The organism is Curtobacterium sp. ME26 (genome assembly GCF_903970945.1).
In the GTDB taxonomy this organism is placed as follows: domain Bacteria; phylum Actinomycetota; class Actinomycetes; order Actinomycetales; family Microbacteriaceae; genus Curtobacterium; species Curtobacterium citri.
This window is the reverse complement of record NZ_CAJCKG010000006.1, coordinates 36,440-50,119: the sequence shown is the minus strand read 5'-3', so window position 1 is coordinate 50,119 and position 13,680 is coordinate 36,440. Positions and strand designations below refer to the sequence as shown.

The following is a 13,680-nucleotide window of genomic DNA, read 5'->3' as shown; positions in this document are numbered from 1 at the left end:
AACCAGGACACGAAGGAGTTGATCTCGATGACGATGCAGTTCGACCCGTTCCGCGAGCTCGACCGACTCGCCGGCTCCCTGCTCGGGGCCGGAGCCGGTGCTCCGCGCTCGATGCCGATGGACCTGTACCGCACGGGTGACCACTACGTCCTCGACGTCGACCTGCCGGGCATCGACCCGGGCTCGGTCGACGTGGACGTCGACGGTTCCGTGCTCACCATCCGGGCGGAGCGCACCCTCGGTGCTCCGGAGGGCTCGCAGTGGCTCACCCGCGAACGCCAGCCCGGCACGTTCGTCCGGCAGCTGACGCTCGGCGACCACCTCGACACCGCACGCATCACCGCCGCGTACGACAACGGCGTGCTGAGCGTGACGATCCCGGTCAAGGAGTCGGCGAAGCCCCGCCGGATCGACGTCACCACCGGTGGCGGCGCCCAGCAGCTCGCGGTCGGCACCGCCGAGCAGTAGGCGGGGGCGCGGTGACGACGTTCATCAACGCGCTCCTCGCCGTCGCGGTCGTCACGGCGGCCCTCGTCGTGACGAGTCTCGACCGCCGGACCGCGGTCCTCCTCGGCGCGGCCGGCAGCACGACGGGCAGCTTCCTCACCTGGCTCGTCGCGCCGGACGCCTGGTCGGAGATCCCGGTCGTGCCGTGGCTCGCCGCGGCCGCCGGGACGGTCGCGCTCATCGCGCTGTGGAGCGCGACGCGGATGTGGTCCGGCATCTTCGATCCGCCGCGACCGGTCGCGGACGACGACACGGCGGCCCTGGCAACCGTGGGCGCGGAGCAGTGACCACCTGACGGACGGGAGGCCCGGTGCACGCTCGCACCGGGCCTCCCGTCCGCCGTCGGGTCGCGCCGGACGATCCCGTCAGGCGACCCGGGTGACCGTCACTCCTTGCCGAGCTTGTCCTGCACCAGGCCGGCCGTCTTCTCGACCACGTTCGGCAGCTCGGTCGTGCCGTAGAACCGCACGTCCGGGTGCGTGGGCGGCGGCATCGGCACCGACGAGGTGGGGCCGTCGTGGTACGAGTACTCGCCCTTGCCGTCGAACGACGGACCGCTCGCCCACGGGCCGTCACCGGCCTCCTTCCCGTCCGAGAAGTTCAGGTACTGGTAGCTGAACTCCGTGTGCTCCTTCGCCTGCGGGAACTTGTTCGGGACGGGGAAGTCCTCGATCCCCTTCTCGCGCAGCTCGGCGGCCGCCGTGGCCCACATGTTCTGGTGCATCGTGTCGCGGGCCAGGAGGAACGAGAGCAGGTCCCGCACGCCGTGGTCGTCGGTCATGTGGTACAGCCGGGCGACCTGGACGCGGCCCTGCATCTCGGCGTTGGCGTTCGCCGTGAAGTCGGCGAGCAGGTTGCCGCTCGCGGTGATGTAGCTGCCCTGCCAGGGGTTGCCGTTGCTGTCGACGGGGCGCGCGCCCGCGCCGGCGACGATGCCCTGCTGGATGTCGGTGCCCCCGACGACCGCGGCGACCGTCGGGTCGTCCTGCACGGCGTCCTCGGTGATGCCGAGGGGGCTCTTCTCGAGCAGCTGCGCGATCATCGTCGCGAGCATCTCGACGTGGCCCATCTCCTCGGCACCGATGCCGAAGACCATGTCGCGGTACTTGCCGGGCATGTGCATGTTCCACGCCTGGAACTGGTACTGCATCGCGACGGAGATCTCGCCGTACTGACCGCCGAGCACCTCCTGCAGCTTGCGTGCGTACACGGCGTCCGGCTTGTCCGGGGTCGACTTGAACTGGAGTTCCTGCTTGTGGAAGTACATCGCGTTCTCCTGCGTCGCTGGCGGTCGGGTCGTCGGTGCCAACGGTCCGCGCGGCCGTCTGGGTGCCCGTCCGGGCTGGACGGATGGCGCGGGATCGATGGCCGGATCGCGCGGACCGCCGCTGCCGGATCGGCCTACGGTGTGCGGCATGGACCTCGAACTGCGTGACCGTGTCGCCCTCGTCGTCGGCGGACGGGGGTACATCGGCGCCGCCGTCGCCGAGACCCTCCGTCGGGAGGGCGCGCGGGTCGTGGTCGCCTCGCGGAGCGCGGACGGCGACGACGCCGTCGCGATGGACACCGCTTCGCAGGAGTCGGTCGACGCGGCCGTCGCCCGGGTGCTCGAGCAGCACGGCCGCATCGACGTCCTCGTCGTGACCGCGGCGCCGGCGGCCGGCACCCTGGACCCCGAGCGCGCGTCGGACCCGGAGCAGGTCGCGGCGGCGATCGACGGCAAGGCCCTCGGCTTCCTGCGGGTCGCGAACGCGGTGCTGCCGCACCAGCGCGCGGCCGGGTCCGGGCGCGTGGTGGTGATCAGCGGGCAGAACGCCTACCTGGCCGGGAACGTCACGACGTCGCTCCGGAACGCGGCGACGAGCATCATCGCGAAGAACCTCGCCGACCAGGTGGCCGGCACGGGGGTCGCCGTGAACGTCGTGAACCCCGGCTCCGTGACGGACGAGCCGGCCGCCGAGGTGCAGCGGGGCGCGGGTGGGGAGTCGAGCCCGCAGCAGATCGCGGACCTGGTCGCGTTCCTCGCCTCACCGCGGTCCGCGGTGAGCGGCGAGTCCGTGTCGATCGCGCACCGCGTGCTCGGGCAGCTCACGATCTGACGGGGCACCGATCTGACGGGACGCCGTGCCGGACGGGAGGCGCGCGGTGCGGCCGCCACGGGCCTCCCGTCCGACGCGTGGCAGGTCACGAGCCCTGCTCGCTTCGTCCTGCAGGACGACGGCCTTCGTCCCTCCGCCCGATGCCCCGGTACCGGGCGGTCGGCGAGGCTCGGTGGCATGGAGAGTTCGACCAAGCACGTGATCGCCACCCTCGCCACCTGCGCCGCCATCGTCGTGGTGACCGCCGTCGCGCTCGTCGCGATGTCGCCCGTCCCGTGAGCCGGTGGCCGCGCGGCCGGCGTGCGATGATCGAGCCGTGACGGACCGGCGCACGTTCCTCCGGCCGATGCGGACCCGGTCGATCGTCGCCGACCTCGTCTGGGCCGCACTCGCCGCGCTGCTCTTCACCGCGCCGATCGAGCTCGAGCTCGAGCGCGCGAGCCTGCTCGCGGTCGTCGCCGCGTGCGCCGCGATCGCCCTGCGCCGTCTGACGCCGAGCGGCGCGATGGTGATGACGGTCGTCCTCGGGGCCGTGCAGGTCACGGGCGGCGAGCGCCCCTCCCTCGTCGACCTCGCCATCGCCGTGGTCATCGGCACCGCCGCCGTCCTCGGCACCCGGACCGAGGCCGTGGTCGCCGGCATGCTCGCCGTGGTCGCCGGGGTCTCGGCGTCCATGTACCTCTCCACGACCGGTTACCGCTACGCCCTGCTGCTGAACGGACCGAGCGACCAGGTCGCCCTCGTCCTCGCGGCCCCGTCGCTCGTCCTGCTCTCCGTGTGGGCCGGCGGACTCGCCGGGCGGGCCGTCCGCTCGCAGGTCGCCGAGGCCGCACGGCGTGCCGAGGCCGAGGCGGCCGCGAGCCGCGCCGAGGCCGTGGCGAACCGGGCCGAGGCCGTCGCCACCCGCGCGGTCGACGAGGCCGAGGCCGAACGCATCCGCGCCGACATCGCCCGCGACGTCCACGACGTCGTGGGGCACTCGCTCGCGGTCATCATCGCCCAGGCCGACTCGGTACCGTTCCTCGACGACGAGGCCCGCATCCGCGAGGTCAGCGCCACCATCGCGAGCACCGCCCGCAGCTCCCTCGTCGAGGTCCGGCAGGTGCTCGGGCACATCGACGGGTCCGAGGCCGCAGCGGACCCGACGTCGTTCGACGAGATCGTCCGCGGCATCCGCGAGGCCGGCGTCGACGTCGAGCACGCCGTCCGCGGTGTCGCCCGGCCCCTCGGCGCGGTGCACGGCACGGCGGCACGACGGGTCCTGCAGGAGATGCTCACGAACGCGCTGCGCCACGGGGTGCCCGGCGGCTCCGTCGAGGTCCGCGAGACCTGGCGCTCGGCCGACCTCGTGCTCGAGGTGGAGAACGCCGTGCCGACCGCCGCCCTGCCCGTCGGCGGCGAGCTCGGACTCGAGGAACTCGCCGCGCGCCCCGTCACCGGCGAGCAGCCGACGGTCGCCGGCACCCGCGGTTCCGGGCGCGGGCTGACCGGCATGCAGACCCGACTGACCACGATCGGCGGGTCGTTCGACGCCGCCGTGCTGGACGCCGTGTTCGTCGCGCGCGCCCGCATCCCGTTCGACGTCCGAGGGGGGACGACACGATGACCGACCCGATCCGCATCCTGCTCACCGACGATCAGGCGCTCTTCCGCGCCGGGCTGCGTGTCGTGCTCGACGCACAGCCCGACATGGAGGTGGTCGGCGAGGCCTCCGACGGTGCCGAGGCACTCGACCGCGTCCGCGAGCTCCACCCCGACGTGGTCCTGCTCGACATGCGGATGGCGGGCGTCGACGGGGTGGAGACCGTGCGTCGGCTCTTCTCCGGCGAGGTCGAGGGACCGCTCCCCCGCGTGGTGGTGCTCACGACCTTCGGGCTGGACCCGGCGGCGGCGACCGCGATCCGCCTCGGCGCGAGCGGCTTCCTGCTCAAGGACACCACCCCGCCCTTCCTGTTCGCGGCGGTGCGGGCCGTCCACGAGGGCAGTTCGGTGATCGCGCCGAACGACCTGTCGCAGCTGTTCGGCGCGGACGTCGACCGGGCACCGGCCCCGCAGCCCGAGGCCTTCCAGACGCTGACGGACCGGGAGCGCATCGTGTTCGGGTGGGCCTCCCGAGGGCTCTCCAACGCGGAGATCGCCGCCCGGGAGTTCGTCACCGAGTCGACCGTGAAGACGCAGATCTCGAGCATCCTCGGCAAGCTCGCGCTGCGCGACCGGGTGCAGCTCGTCGTCTACGCGCACGACCACGGGCTGGCCGGCACCCGCGAGGACGGACCGGCCCCCGCCTGAGGTCAGCTCGCGGCGTCGATCCCCAGGGCGTCGCCGAGCCCGAGGGTGCGCTGCGCCAGGTCGCACTGCGACGACGCGGGCTTCATGACGAGTCCGGACGCCTGCGCCGTGTGGCCGAGCCCGTAGGTGTGCCCCCACTCGTGCGTCGCGACGCCGCGCAGGTCGAACCGCGCGCCGGAGCACGTCGCCGACGACGACCACGCGTACGAGGTCGTGTACCGCTGGTCCATCTCGACCGCGACACCGGAACGCGACCACACGCACGTGGTGGCGAGGGTGCCCGAGCGCAGCGACCCCCACCCGGTGACGCTCGCACCGCTCGGCGAACCGCACCCACCGTTCGCCGTGACGGCCGGAGCCTGCGTGGTCGTGCCGAGGTAGGTGTTCGCGGCACCGGAGGTGATCGTCCGACCGCAGGTCTTCAGGGTCCCGGTCCAGGCGTTCGCGGCCGCCCTGAGCGCCGCGGCGTCCGTCGCCCGGGCCCCGGACGGGTTCGACGACCAGCGGACGGGCGACGTCCACCGGTACCCGAGCAGCGCGTACGTGCGGTTCGTGCAGCTCGACGCGGGAGCGGGCTTCGTCGCGGTCGCCGCCATCGGGTGCGCGGTCGTACCACCACCGGTCAGCCGCTCGTGCAGGCTCCGGACCTTCCGGATCGCCGCCGGCGCACCGGACCACTCGCCCTCGACCGCCACCGCGACGCCCGAGCGACCCGTGTTCGTGATCGAGACGTCCCCGGGGTCGACCGCGCCGGCGGCCGCGACCGGGAGCGCCGACACGGTCGTGCCGGGCGACGGCACCACGAAGCGACGGCCGTCCGGCAGCGTGACCGTACCGCGCTCGACGGCGCACCCGCGGCCGAGGTCGCGGACGGTGATGCGGTCACCGCTGCACGTCGACGCGGCCTCGGCGGGCGCGACCCCGACGGACGTGGACACGATCGCGACGAGCACGGTCGAGAGGGCGACCGCGGCAGCGGTCACGGACGGCGTCCGCACGATGGTCCTCCTGGGGCACGAGCACCGGACGGACCCGGAGCGACGCCGATCAGTGTGCGCAACGCTCCGCGGGGTGGTCAACCCCCCGACCCGGGATGCCCCGTCCGGGTGTCGACCCCGTTGCCCGGGCACCGAGCGCTCCGCTCGACCCGGCCGTGCGCCGGACCGTGCCGACCGACCGGGTGACCGACGAGGCGGGGGCGGGGCGAGCCTCCAGGCCGGGTCCCGCGGGTCCGGACGACCGGGCGGGAACACGGAACGGCCCCCGGGATTCCTCCCGGGGGCCGTTCCTCACCTGGTGCGCGAGGGGGGACTTGAACCCCCACGCCGTTTCCAGCACACGGACCTGAACCGTGCGCGTCTACCAATTCCGCCACTCGCGCCAGCCCGGCAACACTAGCACGCGGCGGACGGTGCCCGTGACCACGCACAGACGAGCAGGAGCGCCAGCCACTACCATGCAGGGGTCCCTGACCGACGACCGGGAAGACACATGGGCCTCTTGGACAGCTTCGAGCGTGGGTTGGAGCGCGCCGTGAACGGCGCGTTCGCGAAGACCTTCCGCTCCGGCGTGCAGCCCGTCGAGATCTCGAGCGCCCTGCGCCGCGAGCTCGACACGAAGGCGGCCGTGGTCTCCCGCGAGCGGATCCTCGTGCCCAACGAGTTCACCGTGCGGCTCGCCCCGCCGGACCACTCGCGCATGCACGACGTCGGTCAGCCGCTCATCGACGAACTGACGCAGATGGTGCAGCAGCACGCCGTCGCGCAGAACTACTCGTTCTCCGGCCCGGTCTCGATCCGGCTGCAGCAGGACGGCACGCTCTCGACGGGTCTCCTCGAGATCGACGCCTCGACCGTGCAGCGCGACGTGGCCTGGGTCGCCGTGCTCGACATCGGATCGCAGCGCCACCGGCTCCGACGCGGCCGCACCGTGATCGGGCGCGGGACCGACGCCGACATCACCGTCGCGGACACCGGGACGAGTCGGAAGCACGTCGAGGTCATCTGGGACGGCAAGCACGCCCAGGCGAACGACCTCGGGTCCACGAACGGGTCGAAGCTCGACGGGCAGCGCTTCGAGCAGGCCATCGTCGAGCCGGACTCGACCATCGAGATCGGTCGTACCCGTATGGTGTTCCGGGTGATCCCCGAGAGCGACGGAGGTGCTCGATGACCACAGGCCTGACCCTGCTCGTCCTGCGCTTCGCCTTCCTCGCGGTGCTGTGGCTGTTCGTCTTCGTGATCGTCTTCGCGCTGCGGAGCGACCTGTTCGGCCAACGCGTCCGCACCGTCCCGACCGATCCGAAGGCCGGCGCGTCCGGTCCGACGACCCCGACGGTGCCGGCAGCGGCCGCCGCGGCTCCCGCCGGGGCGGGTGCGTTCACCGAGATCATCGGCCAGCCCGCCGGCGGACAGCAGCGTCCGTCCGCCACGGGCACGCCCACGCGGCTCGTCATCACCGAGGGCTCGCGCGAGGGCCTCGAGATGCCCCTCGGCGGCGGCCCCATCACCATCGGGCGCTCCAGCGAGTCGAACGTCGTCATCCGTGACGACTACACCTCGACCAACCACGCCCGCCTCGACCTCCGGGCCGACGGCTGGGTCCTGTCCGACCTCGAGTCCACGAACGGCACGTTCGTCGACGGTCAGAAGGTGACCGCTCCCGTGCACGTCGCGGAACGGACGCCGATCACGATCGGGACGACGACGTTCGAGCTGCGGCGGTAACCGGGACATGACGGCTCGCACGCTGAGCGCCGCTGTGTCCCACGTGGGGCGCATCCGCGCCAACAACCAGGACTCCGGGTACGCCGGCACGCACCTGTTCGCCGTCGCCGACGGCATGGGCGGGCACGCCGGTGGCGACGTCGCCTCGGCGATCGCCATCCGCCGGATCCGCGAGGTCGACCGCGAGTTCCCCTCCGCGCACGACGCCGAGTTCGCCCTGCAGTCCGCGCTCATCGCCGCGAACCAGCTCGTCACCGAGACGGTCTTCGAGCACCAGGAGCTCACCGGCATGGGCACCACGGTGTCCGCCCTCATCCGCGTCGGCGAGCAGATCGCCATCGCCCACATCGGCGACTCGCGCATCTACCGGATGCGCGACGGCGAGCTGCAGCAGATCACGTCGGACCACACGTTCGTCCAGCGGCTGGTCGACAGCGGCCGGATCACGCCGGAGGAGGCGGCCGTGCACCCGCGCCGCTCGGTGCTCATGCGCGTGCTCGGCGACGTCGACGCCGCGCCCGAGGTCGACACGGCCGTCATGGACATCCAGACCGGGGACCGCTGGCTGCTCTGCTCGGACGGTCTGTCGTCGTACCTGGCCGAGGAGCGGATCCGGCACGCGCTGGCGTCCACGATGGACGCCAACCAGGTGACGCAGCGACTCGTCAAGGAGACGCTCGACCACGGCGCCCCGGACAACGTCACCGTCGTCGTCATGGACGTCACCGACACCGAGCCCGAGGACGACGACGACGCCGCGACGACCGTCGGGTCCGCGGCCGCTCCGCTCACGTTCGAGGCGTCGACCGGTCGCAAGCCGATCCGCCTCCCCACGATCCTGCTCCACCCGCTCAAGGTCTCCACCGCCCCCGAGGACTCGCACTTCGAGCCGGAGTCCGACCAGTTCTTCGCCGAGCTCATCGCCGAGGACCGCCGGCGACGCATCCGTCGTCGGATCGCGTGGACGATCGCCCTCGTGGTCGCCGTCGCCGCCCTCGTCGGCGCCGTCTGGCTCGGCTGGCGGATCACGCAGGCGCACTACTACGTCGGGACCGACCGCGGCACCGTCGCGATCTACCGCGGCGTGCAGCAGTCGATCGGTCCGATCGCCCTCTCCGACGTGTACGAGGACACCGACGTCACCGTCTCGTCGCTGCCCGACTACACGCGGGAGAACGTCCGCTCGACGATCAACGCGCAGTCCCTGTCCGACGCGCGCGACATCGTCGACCGCCTGCGCAAGGCCGCTGAGACCGGGCAGGACCAGGCCGGCACCGGTGGGGACGGCGGATCGTCGTCACCCACGCCGACGCCGTCCCGCTCCGCCGCACCGTCGGGCAGCGCCTCGCCCTCCGCGTCGCCGGGAGCCCGTCGGTGAGCGCCGCGACCGCGCAGTCGTTCACGCAGGCGATCACGATCAAGCTGCGTGAGCCCGCCCGCGCCCGGAACCTCGAGCTCGTGCTGCTCGTCATCGCCTGCGGCATCTGCGCCGGTGCGATGGTGCTCGTGCAGCTCGGCACCAAGGGACGCCTGTTCGACACCGGCGTGCTGTGGGTCGGCGGAGGCATCCTCGGACTCGCGCTCGTCATGCACGTGGTGCTCCGGGTCGTCGCCAAGAACGCGGACCCGTTCGTCCTGCCGATCGCGCTCGTGCTCAACGGCATCGGCATCGCCGAGATCTACCGCATCGACGTCCACAACGGCCTGACCGGCTGGGACGCGATCGGCGTCAAGCAGATCGTCTGGACGATGCTCGCCATGGTCCTGGCGACGATCACGCTCCTGGCCGTGCGGAACCACCGCTTCCTGCAGCGGTACCGCTACATCTTCATGGCCGCCACCATCGCGCTGCTCCTCCTGCCGATGCTGCCGGGCATCGGGTCGAACGTCGGCGGTGCGCGCGTCTGGATCCGGATCGGCCCCTTCTCGTTCCAGCCGGGTGAGCTCGCGAAGATCACCATGGCGCTGTTCTTCGCCGGGTACCTCGTGACCGCGCGCGACTCGCTGTCGATCGTGGGCAAGAAGTTCGCCGGGATGACGTTCCCCCGAGCGCGCGACCTCGGCCCGATCCTCGTCATGTGGGCCGCCGCGATGGCCGTCCTCGTGTTCCAGCGCGACCTCGGCACGGCGCTGCTCTACTTCGGGCTCTTCCTCGTGATGATCTACGTCGCCACGGCCCGGCTCGGCTGGGTCGTGATCGGCCTCGGCCTCTTCGTCGGCGGCGCCCTCGTCGCGCAGTCGGTCCTCGTGTACGTGCGGGGCCGGTTCGAGCAGTGGCTCGACCCGTTCGACCAGACGATCTTCGACCGGCAGACCCAGGGCAGCTACCAGCTGGTCCAGGGCCTGTTCGGCTTCGCGAACGGCGGCATCACCGGGACCGGCCTCGGGCAGGGGCGTCCGTACATCACCCCGGTCGCCAACGCGGACTACATCGTCGCGTCGCTCGGCGAGGAGCTCGGGCTCATCGGCGTCTTCGCGATCCTCGCGCTCTTCATCGTCCTGGCATCCCGGGGCCTGCGCGTCGCGTTCATGGCGCAGGACGACTTCGGCAAGCTCCTCGGCGTGGGCTTCGGCTTCATCATCGCGCTGCAGGTCTTCGTCGTCGTCGGCGGCATCACCCGCATCATCCCGGTCACGGGGCTCACGACGCCGTTCATGGCCGCTGGTGGATCGTCGCTCATCGCCAACTGGATCATCGCCGCGATGCTGCTGCGCCTCACCGACGCGATCCCTGCCGAACAACGCGTCCAGCAGGGCGCGATCCCGGCCGCCGCTCGCGGTCGCGGATCGTCCAGGAAGGAGCGCACCCGGTGAACCGACAGCTCCGCGGCGTCTCGACCGTCATCGTGCTCATGTTCGTCGCGCTCTTCGTGTCGACCACGTCCATCCAGTTCTTCGCCGCCGACTCGCTGCGCGCCGACTCACGGAACTCGCGCACGATCCTCGACAGCTACTCGACCAAGCGCGGCGCGATCCTGGTCGACGGCAGTCCGATCGCCGAGTCGACCCCCTCGGACGACCAGTACCAGTACCAGCGCAAGTACACGAACGGCGGGCTGTACTCGGCCGTCACCGGGTACTTCACGATCGGTCAGGGGAACGCCGGCATCGAGAGCGCCGAGAACGCCGTGCTCTCCGGCAACTCGGACGCGTCGTTCTTCCAGAACCTCAACGCCATCCTGACCGGACAGGACGTCCAGGGCGACAACGTCAACCTGACGATCGACCCCGACGTGCAGCGGGCGGCGTACGACGCGCTCGGCACGAACACGGGTGCGGTCGTCGCGATCGAACCGTCGACGGGGAAGATCCTCGCGATGGTGTCGAAGCCCGACTACGACCCGAACGCGCTCACCTCGCACGACACCGCCGAGGTCAAGGCGCAGTACGACGCCCTGCTCCAGCAGACCCCGACGCCGCTGCAGAACCGCGCGATCGGCGGCGACCTGTACACGCCGGGATCGGTCTTCAAGCTCATCGTGGCGTCCGCGGCCCTCAAGGACGGCAAGTACGACCTCGACTCCGAGTTCCCGAACCCGTCGCGCCTGCAGCTGCCGGGCACCTCGTCGTACATCAACAACGCCGAGGGCGGCTCCTGTGGCGGTGGCGACACGGTCAAGCTGCGCACGGCGATCCAGAACTCGTGCAACATCCCCTTCGCGGAGCTCGGCCAGAAGCTCGGCTACGACGCCATCAAGTCCGTCGCGGACGAGTACGGCTTCGGTGACGCGATCGAGGTCCCGATGCGCGCGACCGCGAGCCAGTACCCCGACGTCGACTCGACCGCCCAGCTCATGCTGAGCGCCTTCGGCCAGGCCAGCGTCCGCGTCTCGCCGCTGCAGATGGCGATGGTCTCGGCGGGGATCGCCAACGGTGGCAAGGTCATGCAGCCGACGCTCGTCGACTCGGTCACGACCAGCGACCTGAAGACCGTCCAGTCCTTCTCGCCGAAGCAGTACAGCGATCCGCTGTCCGGCTCCGAGGCAGCCGACCTGACCGAGGCGATGCAGAGCGTCGTCAGCAGCGGGACCGGCACGAATGCCAGGATCGACGGTGTCGACGTCGCCGGGAAGACCGGGACGGCGGAAGGCGGTACGGGTGACCCGTACACGCTCTGGTTCACGGGGTTCGCCCCGGCGAAGAACCCTGAGGTGGCCGTCGCGGTCGTCGTCGGGAACGGCGGCGGGCTCGGGCAGTCCGGCGTCGGCAACACGGTCGCGGCTCCGGTCGCGAAGAAGGTCATGGAGGCGGTGCTGAACAAATGAGACCCACCAGCGGACTCACCTTCGGTGGGCGGTACCAGCTCTCCTCCCGGGTCGCGATCGGCGGCATGGGCGAGGTGTGGCAGGCGACCGACCTCGTCATCGGCCGGACCGTCGCACTCAAGATCCTGAAGGACGAGTACCTCGGCGACCCGGGCTTCCTCGAGCGCTTCCGCGCCGAGGCCCGGCACGCCGCCCTCGTCAACCACGAGGGCATCGCCAACGTCTTCGACTACGGCGAGGAGGACGGCAGCGCCTACCTCGTGATGGAGCTCGTCCCGGGCGAGGCACTGTCGACCATGATCGAGCGGGAGCACACGCTGCCGGTCGACAAGGTGCTCGACATCGTCGCGCAGACCGCGAACGCGCTGCAGGCCGCGCACGCGGTCGGCCTGGTGCACCGCGACATCAAGCCCGGCAACCTGCTCATCACGCCCGACGGTCGGGTGAAGATCACCGACTTCGGCATCGCCCGCATCGCCGACCAGGTGCCGCTGACGGCCACCGGTCAGGTCATGGGCACCGTGCAGTACCTGTCGCCGGAACAGGCGAGCGGCCACCCCGCCTCGCCGTCCACGGACATCTACTCGCTGGGCATCGTCGCGTACGAGGCGCTGGCCGGCCGTCGCCCCTTCACCGGGGAGTCGCAGGTCGCGATCGCGATGGCGCACATCAACGAGCAGCCGCCCGCGCTGCCCGGCGACGTGCCCGAGCCGGTCTCCGCGCTCGTGCTCTCCTGCATCGCCAAGAAGCCGGCCGACCGGCCCGCCACCGCGGCGAACCTCGCCCGGGCGGCCCAGGCACTGCGCCGTGGCGACGTCGCGGCGGCCACCGTGGCGGTCCCCGCGATCGGCGGCGACGGCACGGTTGCGTTCAACCCGCCGCAGGGCGCCGGCAACGACGCCGCGACGGCGCTCATCGGCACCCAAGCCGGTGGCGCGGTCGGTGGTCCGCCCGGTACCCCGGGCTCGCCCGTCGGGCCCGAGGACGAGGAACCGCGGAAGAAGCGCGCCTGGATCTGGTGGGTCGTCGGCATCGTCGCCCTCCTCGTCATCGGCGCGGTCGTCGCGGCGTTCGCGCTCGGTGGCTCGAGCCAGCCCGACCCGAGTGCCTCGTCGTCCCGGCCGGCACCGACGCGGACCACCCCGCCGCCGAGCCAGACGCCGAGCGCCACGCCCACGGCGTCGCGCCTGTTCCTGAACAAGAGCGACTACGTCGGCCGCGCCACCGACGACGCCGCGTCGGCGCTCCGCGGTCTCGGCTTCGAGGTGACCGTGCAGGACGGCAGCCCGGCACCGTCCGCCGACCAGGCGAACACGGTGGCCGACCTCACCCCGACGGGGAGCGTGACCAAGGGTGCACTCGTCACGATCACGCAGTACACGACCCCGCCGACGGCCAACAAGCCGAACACCCCGGACGCCGGCACCGTGTCGGAGACCGGTCAGGTCACCTTCAGCTGGTCCGCGGCGACGTGCCCGGACGGCTACTCGGTGTCGAAGTACACGTGGACCGTGTCGAACGGCAAGGACGCCTCGGGCGCGACCTCCGGCGACACCTCGTCGACCGCGGTCACGATCCAGGCGGACGCCGCGGGCGACCAGGTCGTCTTCGCGTACAACGTGACCTGCACGAGCCAGTCCGGTGGCACGCTCGCCGCCTCGGAGAACTCCGACTCGGCGACCGCGACGTGGGAGCCCACCGACACCGGCACGCCGGTCGACCCGGGTGACGGCACGGGTTCCACGGACGCCCCGCAGGACTCGAACTGACCGTCACCCGAACGGGGGCTGTCGA

The 13,680-nt window shown here is 71.8% G+C and carries 13 protein-coding genes and 1 tRNA gene; 11 read left to right on the top strand and 3 right to left on the bottom strand.

The window, feature by feature from the left end:
- The first annotated feature begins 27 nt into the window (after positions 1-27).
- Both H7A69_RS03810 and H7A69_RS03805 read left to right on the top strand, forming a co-directional pair.
- Positions 28-468, top strand: coding sequence for an Hsp20/alpha crystallin family protein (locus tag H7A69_RS03810; protein ID WP_069712665.1), 441 nt, complete (start codon positions 28-30; stop codon positions 466-468).
- 11 nt (positions 469-479) lie between these two features.
- Positions 480-794, top strand: coding sequence for a hypothetical protein (locus H7A69_RS03805; protein WP_182045866.1), 315 nt, complete (start codon positions 480-482; stop codon positions 792-794).
- Positions 795-892: 98 nt separating this feature from the next.
- Here H7A69_RS03805 and H7A69_RS03800 read toward each other — a convergent pair whose 3' ends face one another.
- Positions 893-1,774 carry a manganese catalase family protein gene (locus H7A69_RS03800; RefSeq protein ID WP_182045865.1) on the bottom strand — a complete coding sequence of 294 codons (882 nt, stop codon included), beginning with the start codon at positions 1,772-1,774 and terminating at the stop codon, positions 893-895.
- Between the two features lie 148 nt (positions 1,775-1,922).
- On the opposite strand from H7A69_RS03800, the gene H7A69_RS03795 reads away from it, so the two are divergent.
- From H7A69_RS03795 to H7A69_RS03785, 3 genes are all read left to right on the top strand, one after another.
- Complete coding sequence (locus H7A69_RS03795; protein ID WP_182045864.1) at positions 1,923-2,606, top strand: SDR family NAD(P)-dependent oxidoreductase; 684 nt, start codon at positions 1,923-1,925, stop codon at positions 2,604-2,606.
- A gap of 316 nt (positions 2,607-2,922) precedes the next feature.
- A complete protein-coding gene (locus H7A69_RS03790) occupies positions 2,923-4,212 on the top strand; it encodes a sensor histidine kinase (protein ID WP_182045863.1) in 1,290 nt (429 codons plus the stop codon).
- Positions 4,209-4,895 (top strand): response regulator, encoded by a 687-nt coding sequence (locus H7A69_RS03785; protein WP_182045862.1) that lies wholly within the window; start codon positions 4,209-4,211, stop codon positions 4,893-4,895. Before H7A69_RS03790 ends, H7A69_RS03785 begins: the two co-directional genes overlap by 4 nt.
- Before the next feature lie 2 nt (positions 4,896-4,897).
- Here H7A69_RS03785 and H7A69_RS03780 read toward each other — a convergent pair whose 3' ends face one another.
- Together H7A69_RS03780 and H7A69_RS03775 are read right to left on the bottom strand one after the other, a co-directional pair.
- Positions 4,898-5,893, bottom strand: a complete 996-nt coding sequence (locus tag H7A69_RS03780; protein WP_182045861.1) for a matrixin family metalloprotease — start codon at positions 5,891-5,893, stop codon at positions 4,898-4,900.
- 296 nt (positions 5,894-6,189) lie between these two features.
- Positions 6,190-6,276: transfer RNA gene (locus tag H7A69_RS03775), tRNA-Leu, on the bottom strand.
- Between the two features lie 110 nt (positions 6,277-6,386).
- Here H7A69_RS03775 and H7A69_RS03770 point away from each other — a divergent pair.
- From H7A69_RS03770 to H7A69_RS03745, 6 genes are read left to right on the top strand one after another with little or no spacing between them, the layout of a single operon-like run.
- Complete coding sequence (locus H7A69_RS03770; protein WP_182045860.1) at positions 6,387-7,067, top strand: FhaA domain-containing protein; 681 nt, start codon at positions 6,387-6,389, stop codon at positions 7,065-7,067.
- The gene (locus tag H7A69_RS03765) at positions 7,064-7,621 is read left to right on the top strand and encodes an FHA domain-containing protein (RefSeq protein ID WP_182045859.1); all 558 of its coding nucleotides are present in this window, start codon (positions 7,064-7,066) and stop codon (positions 7,619-7,621) included. Before H7A69_RS03770 ends, H7A69_RS03765 begins: the two co-directional genes overlap by 4 nt.
- 7 nt (positions 7,622-7,628) lie before the next feature.
- Positions 7,629-8,999, top strand: coding sequence for a Stp1/IreP family PP2C-type Ser/Thr phosphatase (locus tag H7A69_RS03760; RefSeq protein ID WP_182045858.1), 1,371 nt, complete (start codon positions 7,629-7,631; stop codon positions 8,997-8,999).
- Complete coding sequence (locus H7A69_RS03755; RefSeq protein ID WP_182045857.1) at positions 8,996-10,435, top strand: FtsW/RodA/SpoVE family cell cycle protein; 1,440 nt, start codon at positions 8,996-8,998, stop codon at positions 10,433-10,435. The genes H7A69_RS03760 and H7A69_RS03755 overlap by 4 nt, the downstream gene beginning before the upstream one ends.
- Positions 10,432-11,886 (top strand): peptidoglycan D,D-transpeptidase FtsI family protein, encoded by a 1,455-nt coding sequence (locus H7A69_RS03750; RefSeq protein WP_182045856.1) that lies wholly within the window; start codon positions 10,432-10,434, stop codon positions 11,884-11,886. Before H7A69_RS03755 ends, H7A69_RS03750 begins: the two co-directional genes overlap by 4 nt.
- Complete coding sequence (locus H7A69_RS03745; RefSeq protein WP_182045855.1) at positions 11,883-13,655, top strand: protein kinase domain-containing protein; 1,773 nt, start codon at positions 11,883-11,885, stop codon at positions 13,653-13,655. Before H7A69_RS03750 ends, H7A69_RS03745 begins: the two co-directional genes overlap by 4 nt.
- Positions 13,656-13,680 lie beyond the last annotated feature (25 nt).

What these genes read in the sequence shown, in the direction of transcription:
- H7A69_RS03745 (WP_182045855.1), top strand. Translation starts at nt 11,883, where the DNA reads ATGAGACCCACCAGCGGACTCACCTTCGGTGGGCGGTACCAGCTCTCC.
- H7A69_RS03770 (WP_182045860.1), top strand. Translation starts at nt 6,387, where the DNA reads ATGGGCCTCTTGGACAGCTTCGAGCGTGGGTTGGAGCGCGCCGTGAAC.
- H7A69_RS03785 (WP_182045862.1), top strand. Translation starts at nt 4,209, where the DNA reads ATGACCGACCCGATCCGCATCCTGCTCACCGACGATCAGGCGCTCTTC.
- H7A69_RS03760 (WP_182045858.1), top strand. Translation starts at nt 7,629, where the DNA reads ATGACGGCTCGCACGCTGAGCGCCGCTGTGTCCCACGTGGGGCGCATC.
- H7A69_RS03765 (WP_182045859.1), top strand. Translation starts at nt 7,064, where the DNA reads ATGACCACAGGCCTGACCCTGCTCGTCCTGCGCTTCGCCTTCCTCGCG.
- H7A69_RS03795 (WP_182045864.1), top strand. Translation starts at nt 1,923, where the DNA reads ATGGACCTCGAACTGCGTGACCGTGTCGCCCTCGTCGTCGGCGGACGG.
- H7A69_RS03800 (WP_182045865.1), bottom strand. Translation starts at nt 1,774, where the DNA reads ATGTACTTCCACAAGCAGGAACTCCAGTTCAAGTCGACCCCGGACAAG.
- H7A69_RS03810 (WP_069712665.1), top strand. Translation starts at nt 28, where the DNA reads ATGACGATGCAGTTCGACCCGTTCCGCGAGCTCGACCGACTCGCCGGC.